The sequence below is a fragment of the Pseudoalteromonas maricaloris genome (genome assembly GCF_024746855.1).
GTDB classification, from domain to species: Bacteria; Pseudomonadota; Gammaproteobacteria; order Enterobacterales; family Alteromonadaceae; genus Pseudoalteromonas; species Pseudoalteromonas maricaloris.
The window spans coordinates 2,619,854-2,635,988 of record NZ_CP024625.1 but is presented as its reverse complement, the minus strand read 5'-3'; the positions used below and the strand labels follow the sequence as shown (position 1 = coordinate 2,635,988).

The window sequence follows — 16,135 nt, the reverse complement described above, 5'->3', positions numbered from 1 at the left end:
AGTCAAAAGAATAAAGCTACTTGCTTAGTGGAATCATTCTTAGAGTTCGATGCGTGCTTTCACTTTGAATACTCTCGTGAAATAAAAGCCTTTGAGGCTCAACCGTTAGTATTTGGATATGAATTCAATGGCAAGGTTTGCGGGTACACTCCTGATTTTTTGATAACGCATCATAAGAAGCCGCAGAAACTTATTGAAGTTAAACCCTATAGTAAAATATCAAATTCTGAATTTAGGGCACGCTTTGCGCAAAAACAGTTAGTTGCCAAAGAACAATTAGGCATTGAACTGATATTAGTTACCGATAAACAAATTCGTGTTTACCCAACATTAGATAATTTAAAGTTGCTTCATCGCTATTCGGGGTTTCAGTCTTTAACCGACCTTCAGCTTTCCATTATTCAGTTACTTAATCAGTGTCGAAAGCTTACTATTCAAAATTTGGTAACGACCCTAAAAGCCTCCATCGGTGAGGTTCTCGCCTCGGTATATCGTTTATTGTCTTTAGGCAGTGTTAATTCAGACTTAAACACAGAACTTACTTTAGAATCGGTGATTTGGGCTGATGGAGTTTGAAGACGAGTTTAACTTTGAGGAAGCACCGCAAAAGCTAGCAGAAACCGCTAAACCGGAAGAGCCTAACCCTCAACCTCGTGATTTAGAGTCACTGCCCAAGGAAGTGCAGGCAGCTACACTTGCTCGACTTAAATACCTTAAGTGGCTTAAACAGCGTTTAATTGGTGGTTGGACACAAAAAAATTTAGCGCCACTACTTGCTGAAATACCTGAATTTCAAGGGCAAGAAAAACCAAAGTGGCGTACAGTTGCTGGTTGGCACGCGGACTATATAAAAGCCGAAGAAGACATTCATGCACTGATCCCAAAACACCACCGAAAGGGCAACCGCCAAGCTCGCACCGACACAGACAAATTCTTTGAGCTAGCTCTAACTCGTTATTTAACCAGAGAAATGCCGTCTGTTGCGTCAGCATATCGATACTATTGCGACCAAATCGTTTTAGAGAATGACAAAGTGTTAGGTGAGCCACTAAAACCACTTACCTATAAAGCGTTTAAAAACCGAATTGATAACCTACCTCAGTATGAAGTGATGGTTGATCGCTATGGCAAACGCTTAGCCGATATTGAATACAACAAAGTGATGAGCCATAAAAGGCCCACTAGAGTGCTTGAACGAGTTGAGATAGACCATACTCCAATGCACTTGATTTTATTGGATGATGAAATCAATGTACCGTTGGGAAGACCAACCTTAACCTTGCTAATTGATGTTTACAGCCACTGCGTTGTTGGTTTTTACCTAGGTTTTCAAAACCCAAGTTACGACGCAGTACGAAGAGCAATTTGCCACGCGATGAAACCCAAGGATTACATTAAAGAACAATACCCAGATATAGTTAATGACTGGCCTTGCTGTGGCAAGATCGAAACATTAGTGACAGACGGCGGCACAGAGTTTTGGTCTAGTTCTCTGGAGCTTGCATGCGAAGAAGTCGGCATAAACATTAGTTACAATTCTATTGGTAAACCTTGGCTAAAGCCCTTCATTGAGCAGTTCTTTAAAACAATCAATGATATGTTGCTTTCGCCATTTCCGGGTAAAACATTCTCAAACATGCTTGCCAAGTATGAATACAACCCAAAAAAAGACGCTATATTGCGTTTCAAAACTTTTAATATGCTGTTTCATAAATGGATTGTAGATGTTTATCATCAATCAGCAGATGCAAGGTTTAGATATATACCTTACCTTGATTGGAGGAAAGGTTACACTGAGCTACCTCCAACTAAACTGGTAGACGAAGATCTTGATAAATTAGATGTAGTTATGTGTATGGCGAAAAGGGTTACTTTGCGTAAAGGCGGAATTATCTATCTCCATATTAGATATGATAGTAATGAACTATCCTTATATCGTAAACAATATAGCCCTAAGAAAAGTATCAAGATAAAGGCAAAAATTAACCAAGATGACCTGTCTTATGTTTACCTCTATCTAGATTCACTAGAGCATTATATTAAAGTGCCAAGCGTTGACCCAGAAGGTTATACGACTGGCTTGTCCCTTATCAGGCATAAAATTCATCTTAAGTTTCTCAAAATGTATGTGAAAGGTAAGGTGGATTTAGTTGGGTTAGCCAAGGCGCGGCAATTTATTGATGAGCGAGTGAAAGAAGAAGCGCGACAGCTTAAAAACGTAGGGTCAAAAAGCAAAGTCACTGGCACCAAAGCAATTGCTCGGGCGCAGGGCGTAGATAATACTCAAGTCAAATCCATTGCTAAAACGTCTGAAACAAAGCAAGCTGAACCAATCCCCGCTGAAACTAAGCCTAAACAAGACGATGATAGTTGGGATGATTTTGTCTCAGATCTTGAGGCGTTTTAGTTATGCTGACCGAGGCTAAAAAGGCAAAACTCAATCAATTCAAAGCGGTGTTTATTGAATACACCATACCAAAGACCATCATAAATGATTTCGACAAACTGCGTTTGCATCACGACCTTGCAGGTGAAAAGCCATGCATGATGCTAAGTGGTGATACTGGCTGTGGTAAATCGGCATTGATTAAACATTATTACGATAACAATCCACCGCACTTTGCGGATGGTCGGCGAAAAGTCCCTGTACTGCTGAGCCGAATACCGAGTAACCCATCAATTGAATCCACCTTAAAGCAGTTGCTACACGACCTTGGACAGTTAGGTGCTAAATCTAGCAAGCGAGTTAGAAATGGTAATGAGATAGCGCTGGCTGAAAGTTTAGTTGAGCAATTAAAGCGCTCTGGTACAGAGTTAATTATTATTGATGAGTTTCAAGAGCTTGTTGAAAACAATCTCGGTAAAAAGCGCCGAGACATTGCGAATCAGTTTAAATACATCAATGAAAAAGCGGGGATCTCCATTGTATTAGTCGGTATGCCTTGGATAGATCAAATAGCCGATGAGCCTCAGTGGTCATCACGTATTTTTATTCGCCGCTTTATTCCTTACTTTAAAATTTCAAAAAAAGAAGAGCTTCAACTTTTTATTCGTGTGCTTAAAGGGTTTGCAAATCGATTGCCATTTTCAGACAAACCCCGCTTTGAGGATTTGGATATTGCATTATCACTTTTTGCCATTTCAAATGGCTGCCTTCGAAAGCTGAAAAACTTCTTAGACTCAGCACTTACCGAAGCGCTAATATGCGATGCTGTAACACTAAACAAGCAATGTTTAAGTTCTGCGTTTAAGGCTTGGCGGCCAGAACTCGACAATGTATTTGAGATGAGTGTTAATGAAATTGAGGGATGTGAGGTGGAACAGTATTCCACGTTTAAACCTGATGGGCCTCAAGATGAAGACCCATTTATAGATACCCAGTTTTGTAAGAAAGTACCGTTGGTGCAGTTGTTGAAGAAGTGAATTAAGTTTGAGAGGTAGTACTACAGAATATAACCTTGTCAACTTGACCCTTTTTGTTTTCTTAGCTGTTTTTTGAGTAATAAGCTACATTGTTTTGAATTAAAACTATACTAATCTGGTATTTCTAGAAGTATATAAGGGGCCTCTCAAGCTTTTAGCGCTACCAAAAGGAACTAAGTTGAATATTTGGGATGAGAATAAACTACTAATTTTTATAGCATTTGTAGTACCTGGGTTTGTTGCTATGAAGGCTTATGGGCTGCTATCACAAGCAAAACAACTTGACACTTCAAAGCAAATTGTCGATGCGATAGCGTACAGCTGTATAAACTATGCTCTGTTATTTTTTCCAATAAGTCTGGTTGAAAACGCTGGATTAGCTAAAAAGTGCCCGAGTTTATATGCTCTTTTTTATTTTTTTGTACTTCTTTTATTTCCAATTATTACTGTTCTGACTTGGTGGAAAGCTAGACAAAGTGAAGTTATACAAAGGTTTATACCTCACCCTGTTGATAAGCCATGGGATTTTGTATTTTCACAAAAGAAGACTAGTTGGATTATTGTTACTCTGAAAAATGGTGAAAAAATAGCGGGTATGTATGGGCTTAATTCTTTCGCGTCTAGCGCTCCAGCTGAAGAACAAATCTATTTAGAGGAGCAGTGGCTATTAAATGAGGAAGGGGGTTTTGAAAGAAGAGTGGCTCAAAGCTCTGGAGTAATTATTTTATCTTCAGAAATATTATCAGTTGAATTTATGCACAGTGGAGAAAATCAAGATGAGTGATAATAACAGTAAAAGCGATAATAGTAGGGGCTATGTACCCGTAGAAAAAGGCTACCAACCAGGGAAAGAAGATGCTCAGAATGGGCATAAACCTGAACGTTTAGAGTTACAGCCGACGAACCCGCCAAATAAAAGGTAGTTTATTCAAAAAGAAAAATAATAATGGTTCGTCATGCTATTCAGCTTGGCGAATCTGCGTTAATAATGTGAATAAGTCCCAAGTTGATTTGCCAGAGTCGATTGATAGGTATTCATCGAATTTGAAAATTACTCATGTACCACTTTCGGATATGATACTTAACTCGTTCATGCTCCGTTTCTAGTTGTGAATGCACAAATCACACTTGTTAAAGTTACTGATAGCTTAGGCTTTGCGTGATAGAATTTGATAAGTTATTAACCTAGTTCACTTTTGGCGAACTCGTTAACAAGGATTTTTAGAGGGCGATGAAGGTATTAGACGATATTTTTTCTGCAATTTCAGGACCTGCAAAAACACGAGTCTCTGACCCGATTGTAGGTACATTTATATGTTCATGGCTAATATGTAATTGGAACTACCTTGCTCTACTCGCTTGGGGAGAAGGTAATGTAACGGAAAGAGTGAGTGCTTTTTATATCTACCTATCACACACTTCGATCTTTGCGTGGAATAGTCTTTTTACTTTCCCATTTATCATTACTCTGTTTTACTTGTTTGTTTTTCCTTGGTTATCTCTTATTGTTAAATTTATTCAAAAATCGGTGAATGAGATGCTTCATCAACAGGCTGTCGATGTTGATTTAACTAGAATAACTCAGCAAGAACAGCTTAATAAAGCAAAGCTTAGAGCCAATCCAGATAAACAATTTTTGGAGCAAGTTGTTCAGCAAGATATCGATAAAAAGAATGAAATATTACAGCATATTCGTCAACGTACGATAAGACTTGAATCAAAAGCTAATGAAGCTCTAAGCCAAGAAAAAGAGCAAGAGGCTAAAACAAAAGAAGCTGAAAACAAAGCCAAAATAGCAAAGGTGGAGTCAGATAAAAAGGCACATCAGTCAGAGCTGGACAAGCTTAAATTTGAAAGCAACAGTGCAAAAGCTAGAGCTTCACTAGCATCACATCGTTTTCCATCGGCTTATTTTTTTATGACTCAGGTGGAAGAAAGCTTGAAACAAGACGGTGTCCAACTTTCTATAAAAGCGTATGGAGAAATCATTGCATTGCTATTTGGTTATGAAAGTTTTGAAGGGCTTCTTGCTGATGAAGACTTTAGTAATGAGATATTAGCTGAAGTTAAGTATGTGTACTACGATGCTGGCTTGGCAAGCGGCTTAGAGAAAATTGTTTTAGAGGAAGATTCAGAAAATGAAGACCTTACAGCAGACCTTATTTTTGATCACCTACAAATGCTTTTTGAAGGCGAGCCATTTGAGCTAGTTACGATAGATAGTCTTGAAGAATATAGTAAAGGCGAAATAGAGAACGACCCTTATGGTCTTCTAAGCGGAGATGGAACATCGGGCGCTATTGCAGAATCAGACACAATTTTTGAGGATATCGATGACATCCATGTGGAAAGTTCAAATTTTGATAATGGTTTTACTGCGAAGATTGGGGCATCAGCCAGTGGAAGCCATCGAAGGGAAAGTGATGTGCCAGGACGTACGATGAGCCTATCTATTGAAATGAAAAGTAATGTTGTAGTTGGGAGATATGGATTAAGTTCGATAGAGAAAGGTGAAGTTACGGCAGAATTAGACGAATATTATTAACTTTAGTAGCAATACGCTTGAAGCCATAAAAATATTACTAGAATAGTATTAAGCAATGTTATCTGGCTAAGCTACTACAAATAACGAATGCTGGGTCTAACTAGATAGTTGGCTGTACATGTATTCTCAGGTTGTAGTTGCGACTTAACTCTATTTTGTTTGAGTAAATAGCACCTTTAGCGGTGAAAGAATTTAACGTGCCATATATTATTTCTATTGGGTCCATCAGCCTTTTGACCTCGTCGAGTAAGCCTACAGATTCAGCTAGATTACGAAGCTCATAATACTCGTTAGTCAATGGGTACTTAGCTACGAGTTTTTCAAAAACCCAATTTGGGTTTATTGGGCTTCCAATATTTGTTTGGTCAACTATCTCCGCTATTTCGGCTAGTAGTAATATATGCCAACGACCAAAACACCACAGCTGGCATTGTGCCCCGAAGCTATTAGATAGTGATTTATATTTTGGGTAAGCCGTGACATCTAAACTAGGTGAGAGAACATTCTTGTTTTTACGTAACCAACTTTGCCATTGCGTGTAATCTTGATACGAGTAACCGGACCTAGCATGATTAGCGTAGTAGCTAGCTGCTAATTCAATTCTAGCTTTCACTTCATGTTTGCTGAATTCTTGCAGCTGTAGCTTAATCGCTTCATGTTCTGCCCAGTCATTTCGATGTTCATCAGTAGGTACGGATAGCCACTCATAGTCGAACGTAATCTCATTAGGCTTGGCCCAGATAGCTTTTTCATGAGTTTTCAGCTTTATTCTGGGTTTTTTAGAAGTTAGGCTGAATATTATGCTGAATTCTCTCGTTTCGTTGTTCTTTTTTATCAGATCACAGTTAGCTCTTACATAGGTCTTTGCTATCTTAGAGACTCGAATATTTTGCACTCTCGCGAACTTACCCTCATAAGGGACTGCTTTTAAAGTAAAACGTTGTCCATTGATTGAAGCTTTAAACATATATGAATAGCTTGGAAGCTTAATATGGCCGTGTAACTCAGTCGTTTTGAGGTTGTTTTCAATTGCATGAATAAGTTTATCGCGGCGGTCCTTACACTCTTGTTCATCACGTTTTTTTCTTTCTTCTGCGGCTTTGAGTGCTGTGGCAGCTTCTTGCTCTTGTTTGAGGCGCTCAGCCCTTCTTTGGCGTTCTTCGGCTTCTTTTTGTGCTTCTATGGCTTTAAGTGTCGCTCTTACAAACTCGGTATCGATCCAAGGGTAAATCCACTCAGCAATTGTTTCAGGGGTTAATAAAGCTTCTTCTACCACCTCAAAACTGGTGCCAATGTATGGAGCTAAATCATACTCCATTGACATCAGTCCATTTGATTTGAAGAAGTTTAGTTTTTCTTCGGTGCAGGGACTTTTCACTTTAACTTCGATGTAAATTGGGCCAATTTCAGTGAATAAGGCAACATCAATTCTAAATTTATCTAAGCTCAGCTCTATTTCGGCGCTGTTTACTTTGATGCTTTTAGGTGGTTGTATAAATTTTTGATTTTGAATAACAACTTCGTGACTAGGTAGAAGAATTGATGACTGCGCTTTAACAAACCGTTGAGCAAACAGGTGCAGAGCCGTCATACGGCATTCTCTTGTTTCTAATTCCTTAACTTCATGAGCAAAAGAATGCGCTTTTACACGTCCTGCATTACGGGCAATAAGATTGTTTTCGCACTCAGGGCATACACAATTACAAGCCTTGCCATTTTTCACATCACTAATATGGACCAACTGTTTATTTTCGTTGAGTGCATATACGAGCATTATTCATTCCTTGTGCCCACTATAATTTGATGAAAAATATAGCAAAAAAAGTATATGAAAGTACATGAGCTAAAACTAAGTATTCCTTAGTACCAAAGTGGGCGCTATACTAAGAGAATCTTAGCTATTGAAGTTAGTAGCTAAGGTACTCATGGAATCACCAACGCCTTTACGCCTAAAAGAAGCCCGCAAAGCAGCTGGCTACACACAACAGCAGCTAGGCATTGCTTTAGGTATGGAGCCCAACACGGCCAGCGCAAGAATGAACCAGTACGAAAAAGGTAAGCATGCACCAGACTTTACTACGATGAAGCGTATTGCTGATGAGTTGGGCGTGCCTGTGGCTTATTTTTATTGTGAAGAAGATGATTTGGCTGAATTGATTATCAAATTTAGCCAATTAGAAAAGCGCGATAGAGATGCTATTATTGAGCACCTAGAAAAGATACGCTCAACGGCATAGGGAAACATAAAACTTAAATTCATATTCGTTTTAAAAGTTGGGATTAAAGGAAATGAGTAGTCAGGAAAACTTATTGGATAGCTTATATGCTCTTCGCGAAGATGCATTTACACAAGATATTTTGATGCCCATATTTAAAGCGTTGGGATATACATATGTTAGTTTTAATGGCGGGCCATATGAATTTGGTGTAGATCTTGTAGCGGCTAAAAAAGATGACTTATTTGGTAAGTACGAGCTAACAGTAATACAGTCCAAAAAGCTAAACTCTGACAAAGGAACAAAAGAAAAAGTTGATATTAACAATTTACTACTGCAACTAAGTCAGTGTAAACATCGAGAATTGGAAATACCTGAAGCCGGTAGGAAAAGACCTGACAAAGTAATATTAGCTACACCAGGGCAATTAAATAGCCGTTTGAGGGAAGAGATACAGCAAGTTGCGCAAGGCCATGGGGTTGATATTCTGGAAGGCCCTCAAATTATCAAGCTATTAATGTCTCATTGTCCACATTTGATAAAGAACCTAAACGGTATTGAATGCATTATTACCGACAATACAAGAGCTGAACAGGGGAATGCAGCTCTAAAAAAAGCTCTCTTTATAAACAAAACTCAAGCATTGTCGGATTATGCGTGTGATCTTGAATTCTTTTTTGGTTCGCGAAAAGAAAATTCATTGCTCCTCTCTAATTTGGATTTTCTAGTAAGAGATTTGACGTTTACAGAAGGAACGTTCGAGAACTTTAAGTCTTTTAACGATTGTATGGAAAAAAAGTTAGGGTTTAGTCTTGCTGAACAAAACCTTTCAGCCTATTACAAAGCTTATTTGAATCAACAGCAGCTTTATCTATCTCCAGAAAATCAAGATTTGATGAAAGACCTTAAAAAGAGTCAGCAGGAGTTAGCTGAATTAATAGAAGATATATTTGATGCAAGTAATGATGCTTACTACTCAAAAAGAATTGATTCTGAGACGCGGGATGAAATCCAAAGTATTTTAAATCGTTCCGACTTTGCTAATGCGAATAATTTGTGGAGCGTTGAGATAGATGAGCTGTTACGGAAATCATCATCGAAGAACTTGCCGCCTAAACTTAGTACATTGATAGCCAAAAAGTTCAATGAGGTTGCTTCTACTGAGCATAAGACTGTCAGCAAGCCTGAAATAAAAATTGCCATATCAAAAGAGATAATAGAAGAAAGAGTGACGTATCCCATTTCGCAGTATAAATCTGCGCTTGAATCGGTTAATGAAGGTGGTACAGATGACTTTAAGGTTCGAGAGTTACTTGTTCAAGCGAAAAAAGTCGGGTTAATACAAAAAGTTCTTTTTGGCCAGGGCAGCCCTTTCACTCAGGTTGCAGAAAACAGACGGCTTGCTGAAAGAGAAGGTACTATTTCGATCTCTCCGTCAGTAGTTATCGACTCTGGTGAAAACATTGCAATATTTGGTGGTGCTGGGTTTGGAAAGACCACTTTATTGCAGTTGTATGCTAGCAAATGTGAAACACTACAGGCTAAGAAATGTATTCTTATAGAACTAGCAGAAAACGTAAATATATTAAAAAAACACCTTAAAAAAGATTTCAGTGATGAAGAATTAGCTGAAGGATTGTTAAAAGCAATTCTTGAGTACAAAGGTGTAATTTCTTCTGTTGAGAATATTAAGATTCTAAAGACATTTCTTAATGATAGGGCACCTTTATTGTTAGATGGACTTGATGAAGTTTATAGCGAAGTACCAGTACTCATCAAATCAATAAAAGCCTTCTCAAGTGTTTATTCTCGTTTTCAAATAGTAGTTACGAGTAGACCCAATATGAGCTACTTAGATGAGATTGAATTTATAGGAATTAGCCTTTTACCATTTACGAAAGAACAGTTATATCAGTTCTTTAGATCATGGTGTTCAGATCGGAAAATAGCGGATAAATTAATAAAAAAGGTTGAGTCAAGTAGTTCACTTCAATCTACAGTTACTAATCCTTTGTTAGCCACAATTGTGTGTCATTTGGCTGAAAGCGGGATAAACATACCACAAAGCGAAAGTAAAATTTATGAAGAGCGCATTAAGTTACTAACAGGTACTTATGATCAAGCTAAAGGTATTAGCAGACAACAAAATTTACCTGATAACTTAATGTTAGTGGCTGAAAAGCTAGCTTTTCTTTTTCATGTACATTCAACGAGGCAGTTGGGGTTTCAACAGGCTTTAGCTGGGTTAGTAAAGGAGTTGAATCATTACCTCAATACCAAAACACTCCAATCTTGCTTGGAAGAGTTAATTGAGCCTTGTGATATTTTACAATTTAATACTGCCACGGAAGAGTTAACATTTGGGCATTTTAGGTTTCAAGAAAGTCTAGTAGCGCAGCATTTAAGAAGATTAAATCACTATCAGTTCATGGAGTATTTAGGCCTTGACTTTTGGAAAGGAGCTTTTGGTTTATTTGCTGAGCAAAATGACATTAATGCTTTTTTTGATATTTTTGCGCGTTCGGAGGATATGTTCAAACCAACATACTACTCGACTCTTGAGGCTATGATAGATATCAATACGACTGACCGTGAGAAACGACAAGGAATGAAGCAGCTTTTACAAATGACGGCAATGGCAGTTGAAACCATTGGGTTCAATGACAATATTGATTATGACTACTGATTTTATTTTTTCTCTTCTTTTTTGACTGATGAAGCTTCGTCAACTAAACCTAAACTAAGTTTTCCTTAGTTTGGGTTTTAAATGCAATTCCTTTCTCAAACAACTCCTTACCCAGATGAAACCATTGAAAGCTATTTGCTTCGTTTGTCACAAGACAATGGGTACCTTAGCTTTGCTGATATGGCTGATATTTTGTGGGATTGGCTGGCAACGCAAGATCATGAGCTTGAAGGAGCTTTTCCAAACGAGTTGCAATCGGTTGATGTGTATAAGGCATCGCAATCGAGTAACTTTCGGGTTCGGGCGTTGCGGTTGGTTGCGCAGTTAGCTGGGGTTGAAGCGTCAGAGCTGCTTAACTTATGTTGGCTTCGCAGTAATACACAGTTTGGTGCTATCACGGCGGTTTCTCGTGGTGAGTTATTGGTGCCTCGTCAGTTGCTTCGCAAGTCTGGGATTCCTGTTTGCACGGAATGTTTAAATCAAGATGCGTACATACCTTATCTTTGGCATTTAAGAGCCTATAAAGCCTGTCATAAGCATAATCAGCAGTTAACTAGAATATGTGGGCAATGTAATACTGAAATTGATTACAGAGCGCCTGAGGCGTTTTTAGAGTGTGGATGTGGTGCTGCAATCAAGCCAGCAGCAAAGGCAAATCAAGCAGATTTAAAATTGGCAAATGCCCTTGCAACAAATGCCCTTGCAAAACTTGTCGGGCTTCTGGCTTGGTTTAGCCAGTGGCGAGCTATCAGCTATGATGACCATGAGTTTAGCGAGTTGTTTGTCAACTACTTTTCTAACTGGCCCAGCGGATTTGAGGATGAACTAAGTAACACCGCTGAACTTGCGAAAGTAAAGCAGCTTAGGCCGTTTAACCACACACCATTTAATGATGTATTTGGTTGCTTGCTTAAAGACAGCAAATTGGCCTGCGCTGGCTCGCAAGGCTACAACACGGTGCAGTTGGCCATCATTACATTTTTAACCAAGCTCGTTGAGCAAAACCCAAAGAAAAAACACCCAAACTTAGGTGATCTACTACTCTCTATGCTCGATGCCGCAGTCATTCTTGGCACAAGTACTGAGCAAGTATTTAGGTTGTACGAAGAGGGCTTTTTGGCTGCTGCTCAGCTACCTAAAAAGAATACGTTTTTAAAGCCTAGCGATAACGTGTTTTACCTCAGACAGGTCATTGAACTACAACAGTCTTTTGCACCGAGCATGCCTAATAATCAACAACAATTTGTACCACCATGGTGATCAATGGAACTGCACACTCTACTTCAAAATACCTCAAGCAAAGAGCTTACCCAAACGCTACGAGCCGCATTTGCACCGTACTCTGAACATGTTGATATTACAGGGAATGAACCTCAAGCATTGGTGATTTTAATTAACCTCACCTACAAGCGAAAAGACATCAAAGACTTAACGAGCGTGAGTGCCGCCAAAGCCGCGCTACGCGATGAGCAACACCTTAAAACCTGTATCGATGAAGTGAAGTGGTATCACACCCATAATTTAAAATACCCTGATATTCGAGTCAGCCACCAAAGGCTATTGGCGCAAGTAGTTGATGATGGGCATAGGGTAATCAGTAGTGCCAGTTACCCAGCGCAATTTGGCTGGTCGCACGACAGCGCTAAGATCAATCATGCTAAGTTGTTTTTAACAGGCTTTGTTTGGCGTGGTGAATATGTGTGTTTGGCACAGCTGCTTGCAAAGCAAGAGGTTTTTTGGGTAGCACAGTTTAGAGAGCTAGGATTACTAAAAAGAGATGTGATTGCAGTGTGTGAGCAAATAGCTGCGCAGCTCCCAAGTGAAGACTTGCCCGAGCAAATTAGTAATTACACCCCTCAGTTACTTATTCCAATAGAGCAAGACTATTTGAGTGTATCGCCCGTTGTGAGCCATGCCGTTTTAGCTGCGCTGCAAATGGCAACGCGCAGCGGTTTGCTTAAACGCGGGATCATTGAGCACAATCGCCCTGCAAATGTGGGAGAATTGCCTAGCGCACTGGGCGGCAGAGTGAACGTGCTTAAGTATTTCGCCAAAACTTACAGTGCGACAACCGTTAACGACTACTACAGCCAAGATGAGCAACGGCTTTTTAATGTGGCGGCATTAAATAGCAAAACAGTGAGTGAGGCTTTGCTGGTGCTATCAAAGTCAAAGCCATTTAATACGCTTAGGCAAAAGCGTTTGGCACGTATTGCGGCAACTAAGGCGTTACGAACAGCGCTTTACGGATGGTTAGAAAAGCTTATCAAACTAGCGCAAAACGAAGCGATAAATGAATCAGACCCTGAGCCAGTAAAGCTTTTAGCCACGCAAGAATACAAGCAATTAGAACTTGTTTTAAGCCAAGAGTTAAACAGGCAAATGAGTGGGCTTAAATACTTGAAGCGTTACGCTTATCACCCAGAACTAATGCCTATCTTAAAAGCACAACTTAGCTATGTGCTATCGCATCAAAGTAACCAAGAGGATGAATTTGAGGCGGAGCACATTCAATACGTGCATTGTCAGAATCTGCGAGTCTATAACGCCGAGGCAATGCCGAATGCTTACTTAATGGGTATGCCGTCAATCACCGCGCTTGAAGGTTTGGGGCATCAATTTCAACGCAAGCTGCAAAAGTTGTTAGGCGGTGGCGTAAATGTGATTGGTGTGGCTGTGTATGTTCGCTCGTACCAATTGCACAACAATAAGCAGTTGCCAGAGCCCAACAAACTCAAAAAAGACGGTCAAAAGCGTGTGCCGCTGCGTTCGGCAATTATGCAAGTACCTAAGTGCGATATATGTTTTGATTTGGTGTTTAGGGTGCAAACCAACAATCAAGCCGTTGCTAACGACTTGTCTGAAAACCTGCTAAAAGCGTCATTTCCATCACGCTATGCGGGCGGCACGCTCCATCCACCATCGTTATATGATCAAGTTGATTGGTGCCAAGTCTATGCAAAACCACAGGCATTGTTTGAGCGTATCCGCTCGTTGCCTAAAGGTGGTTCGTGGCTTTATCCAACCTCGGTCGAGGTAAGCAGTTTTGAGGAACTGGCTGAGCAGTTAACGCTGCGACCCACTATGCGGCCAGCTGCACTGGGTTACTTAGCCCTTGAAGAACCAAAGCCAAGGCAAGGCTCAATTACCCAGTTACATTGCTATGTTGAGCCTGCTATTGGGTTGCTTGAATGTGTAGATGCAGTCACAGTTCGGCTATCTGGCGCTCGGCATTTTTTTAATCAAGGGTTTTGGGCCATGCATTGCAAAAAAGCATCTATGCTTATGAAAAAAGCCAAGTTTGAGTACGACTAATGAAACTCCCGCGCCAGCTCTCATACACCCGCTCGCTCTCGCCTGGTAAGGCGGTATTTTTTTATAAAACGACTGAAAGCGATTTTGAACCATTACAAATTGAACGACAAAAGATCCGTGGTCAAAAGTCAGGGTTCGCCGAAGCCTACAAAAATGAAGCCACCCCTAAAGAGCTTGCTCCGCAAGACTTAGCCTTTGGTAATCCGCACACCATAGAGCTTTGCTATGTGCCACCCACAGTGCAAAAACTCTATTGCCGGTTTTCACTCAGAGTAGAAGCAAACAGCCTAGAACCAAATGTATGTGGTGAACCAAAAGTAAGTTATTGGCTCACACGTTTTATGAACACCTACAAGCAGCATGGTGGCTTTGGGGAGCTGGCAAAGCGCTATGCTAAAAATATTCTCATGTGCGAGTGGTTATGGCGAAACAAAACATCACCCAATGTGGATTTAGAGATAATTGGCGAAGGGTTTGATCCTATCAGCATCAGCAAAGCCAACCGTTTACGCTGGGATGGCAAATGGCGCGAGGCTGAAGACGCGTTGTATACACTCACAGAAGTGATCCATACAGGTCTAGAAGACCCATATAGCTTTTGCTTTTTAGAAGTAACCGCCAAGCTCGACACCTACTTTGGGCAAGAGATTTACCCAAGCCAATCATTTACAGAAAACGATGACGTAGCAAGAACTTATGCCTACACCCAAGTAGCGGGTAAAGACGCAGCCTGCTTTCATTCTCAAAAGGTAGGGGCTGCCATTCAAATGATTGACGACTGGCACGATGAAGACGCAAACAAGCGGTTAAGAATTCACGAATACGGCGCAGACTACAAAAACGTGATTGCCAGACGCGCACCAAGCAACCGACTAGACTTTTATTCACTGCTACAAAAAGTGGCGCTATACGTAAAAGAAATGGAGCAAAACGGCCTAAAAAACCAAGAGCAAGCCAGCCATATTCACTACATAGCGGCAGTTCTAATCAAAGGCGGGTTATTCCAAAGGACCAAAGAATGAGCCGAGCATATTTTACCATTACTTACCTACCAACAAATTGTGATGTAACCCTATTAGCAGGCCGCTGCATTGGCATATTGCACGGTTTTATGAACAAACGAAGTTGCAACCACATTGGCGTAAGCTTCCCTAAATGGACCGACAAACACCTAGGCAATCAGATAGCTTTTGTGAGTGACGATAGAGCCGCACTTAAAAACCTAAGTAAGCAAAACTACTTTGCAATGATGGCCCACGACAAACTATTTGAAATATCGGTCATAAAACCAGTACCAGTCGATGCCACTGAAGTACGCATTATCCGCGACCAAAGCTTAGGTAAGTTATCTATGGGTGAAAAACGCCGAAGGATGGAACGCGCAAAACGCAGAGCCGAAGCTCGCTGTGAAGAATACATCCCACAGTACGTGCCGACCGACACAGAAATTAGCGCATTTCATAAAATCCCCATCGCCAGTAAAAGCAATCAAAACGACTTTGTACTGCACTTAAGGTTAGAGCCAACAGACTCAATACAAAACACCTATAACAGCTATGGCTTTGCAACAAATGAAGAGCACAAAGGCAGTGTTCCGTTATTAGCCTTTTAAATCTGTATAGCTTTAGGAATGCTGTATATCAAAGGGTTGCAGAGGGGGATGTAAGAAAAGATTATTTGCCGAAAGTAGGTTTAATGGTATGGAATTTATAGAGTTTAAAGCTAACTTTAATAGTGACCTGCCGAATAGGCAGCTGGAAATGGATGAATTCTTAGACCTTGTTGAACGGGTTGGTGATCTGCCGAATAGGCAGTTGGAAATATCGATAAGGCAGTTGAGTTGGCACTGTCAGTGTGACCTGCCGCATAGGTAGCTAAAAATCTATGAAATTTGGTCAACAGATTGTTGACCTATTAACCTGCCGAATAGGCAGCTGAAATTAGGCCAGG

The 16,135-nt window shown here is 40.2% G+C and carries 12 protein-coding genes; 11 read left to right on the top strand and 1 reads right to left on the bottom strand.

Going from position 1 to position 16,135, the window contains the following annotated elements; translation table 11 throughout:
* The first annotated feature begins 27 nt into the window (after positions 1 to 27).
* The 5 genes from CTT31_RS11505 to CTT31_RS11485 all read left to right on the top strand — a co-directional run bounded on the left by CTT31_RS11505 (position 28) and on the right by CTT31_RS11485 (position 5,968).
* Positions 28 to 576, top strand: a complete 549-nt coding sequence (locus CTT31_RS11505) for a TnsA endonuclease N-terminal domain-containing protein (RefSeq protein WP_260491306.1) — start codon at positions 28 to 30, stop codon at positions 574 to 576.
* Positions 566 to 2,407: an integrase catalytic domain-containing protein gene (locus tag CTT31_RS11500; protein WP_260491305.1), complete on the top strand. Its 1,842-nt coding sequence runs from the start codon at positions 566 to 568 to the stop codon at positions 2,405 to 2,407. Before CTT31_RS11505 ends, CTT31_RS11500 begins: the two co-directional genes overlap by 11 nt.
* Positions 2,408 to 2,409: 2 nt before the next feature.
* Positions 2,410 to 3,423, top strand: a complete 1,014-nt coding sequence (locus CTT31_RS11495; RefSeq protein ID WP_260491304.1) for a TniB family NTP-binding protein — start codon at positions 2,410 to 2,412, stop codon at positions 3,421 to 3,423.
* Between the two features lie 178 nt (positions 3,424 to 3,601).
* Positions 3,602 to 4,207 (top strand): DUF6338 family protein, encoded by a 606-nt coding sequence (locus CTT31_RS11490; protein ID WP_260491303.1) that lies wholly within the window; start codon positions 3,602 to 3,604, stop codon positions 4,205 to 4,207.
* Positions 4,208 to 4,654: 447 nt separating this feature from the next.
* Entirely contained in the window at positions 4,655 to 5,968 is a 1,314-nt protein-coding gene (locus CTT31_RS11485; protein ID WP_260491302.1) for a cell envelope integrity TolA family protein, read from the top strand.
* 100 nt (positions 5,969 to 6,068) lie between these two features.
* On the opposite strand, the gene CTT31_RS11480 is transcribed toward CTT31_RS11485, so the two are convergent.
* A complete protein-coding gene (locus CTT31_RS11480; protein WP_260491301.1) occupies positions 6,069 to 7,742 on the bottom strand; it encodes a hypothetical protein in 1,674 nt (557 codons plus the stop codon).
* A 151-nt stretch (positions 7,743 to 7,893) separates the two neighbouring features.
* Between CTT31_RS11480 and CTT31_RS11475 the strand changes: the two genes are divergently transcribed.
* The 6 genes from CTT31_RS11475 (at position 7,894) to cas6f (ending at position 15,797) form a co-directional block, all read left to right on the top strand.
* Complete coding sequence (locus CTT31_RS11475; protein WP_128726486.1) at positions 7,894 to 8,205, top strand: helix-turn-helix domain-containing protein; 312 nt, start codon at positions 7,894 to 7,896, stop codon at positions 8,203 to 8,205.
* Positions 8,206 to 8,257: 52 nt separating this feature from the next.
* Entirely contained in the window at positions 8,258 to 10,870 is a 2,613-nt protein-coding gene (locus tag CTT31_RS11470) for an NACHT domain-containing protein (protein WP_260491300.1), read from the top strand.
* A gap of 81 nt (positions 10,871 to 10,951) precedes the next feature.
* On the top strand, positions 10,952 to 12,130 hold the full coding sequence (locus CTT31_RS11465) for a TniQ family protein (protein WP_260491299.1): 1,179 nt from the start codon (positions 10,952 to 10,954) through the stop codon (positions 12,128 to 12,130).
* A gap of 3 nt (positions 12,131 to 12,133) precedes the next feature.
* Positions 12,134 to 14,185: a type I-F CRISPR-associated protein Csy2 gene (locus CTT31_RS11460; protein WP_260491298.1), complete on the top strand. Its 2,052-nt coding sequence runs from the start codon at positions 12,134 to 12,136 to the stop codon at positions 14,183 to 14,185.
* Complete coding sequence (gene csy3 / locus CTT31_RS11455; RefSeq protein WP_260491297.1) at positions 14,185 to 15,207, top strand: type I-F CRISPR-associated protein Csy3; 1,023 nt, start codon at positions 14,185 to 14,187, stop codon at positions 15,205 to 15,207. The genes CTT31_RS11460 and csy3 overlap by 1 nt, the downstream gene beginning before the upstream one ends.
* Complete coding sequence (cas6f, locus tag CTT31_RS11450) at positions 15,204 to 15,797, top strand: type I-F CRISPR-associated endoribonuclease Cas6/Csy4 (RefSeq protein ID WP_260491296.1); 594 nt, start codon at positions 15,204 to 15,206, stop codon at positions 15,795 to 15,797. Before csy3 ends, cas6f begins: the two co-directional genes overlap by 4 nt.
* Positions 15,798 to 16,135: the final 338 nt, after the last annotated feature.

Bases quoted from the DNA above. Each gene is read 5' to 3' on its own strand.
- CTT31_RS11500 (WP_260491305.1), top strand. From the start codon at position 566: ATGGAGTTTGAAGACGAGTTTAACTTTGAGGAAGCACCGCAAAAGCTA.
- CTT31_RS11495 (WP_260491304.1), top strand. From the start codon at position 2,410: ATGCTGACCGAGGCTAAAAAGGCAAAACTCAATCAATTCAAAGCGGTG.
- CTT31_RS11485 (WP_260491302.1), top strand. From the start codon at position 4,655: ATGAAGGTATTAGACGATATTTTTTCTGCAATTTCAGGACCTGCAAAA.
- CTT31_RS11480 (WP_260491301.1), bottom strand. From the start codon at position 7,742: ATGCTCGTATATGCACTCAACGAAAATAAACAGTTGGTCCATATTAGT.
- CTT31_RS11475 (WP_128726486.1), top strand. From the start codon at position 7,894: ATGGAATCACCAACGCCTTTACGCCTAAAAGAAGCCCGCAAAGCAGCT.
- CTT31_RS11470 (WP_260491300.1), top strand. From the start codon at position 8,258: ATGAGTAGTCAGGAAAACTTATTGGATAGCTTATATGCTCTTCGCGAA.
- CTT31_RS11465 (WP_260491299.1), top strand. From the start codon at position 10,952: ATGCAATTCCTTTCTCAAACAACTCCTTACCCAGATGAAACCATTGAA.
- CTT31_RS11460 (WP_260491298.1), top strand. From the start codon at position 12,134: ATGGAACTGCACACTCTACTTCAAAATACCTCAAGCAAAGAGCTTACC.
- csy3 (WP_260491297.1), top strand. From the start codon at position 14,185: ATGAAACTCCCGCGCCAGCTCTCATACACCCGCTCGCTCTCGCCTGGT.
- cas6f (WP_260491296.1), top strand. From the start codon at position 15,204: ATGAGCCGAGCATATTTTACCATTACTTACCTACCAACAAATTGTGAT.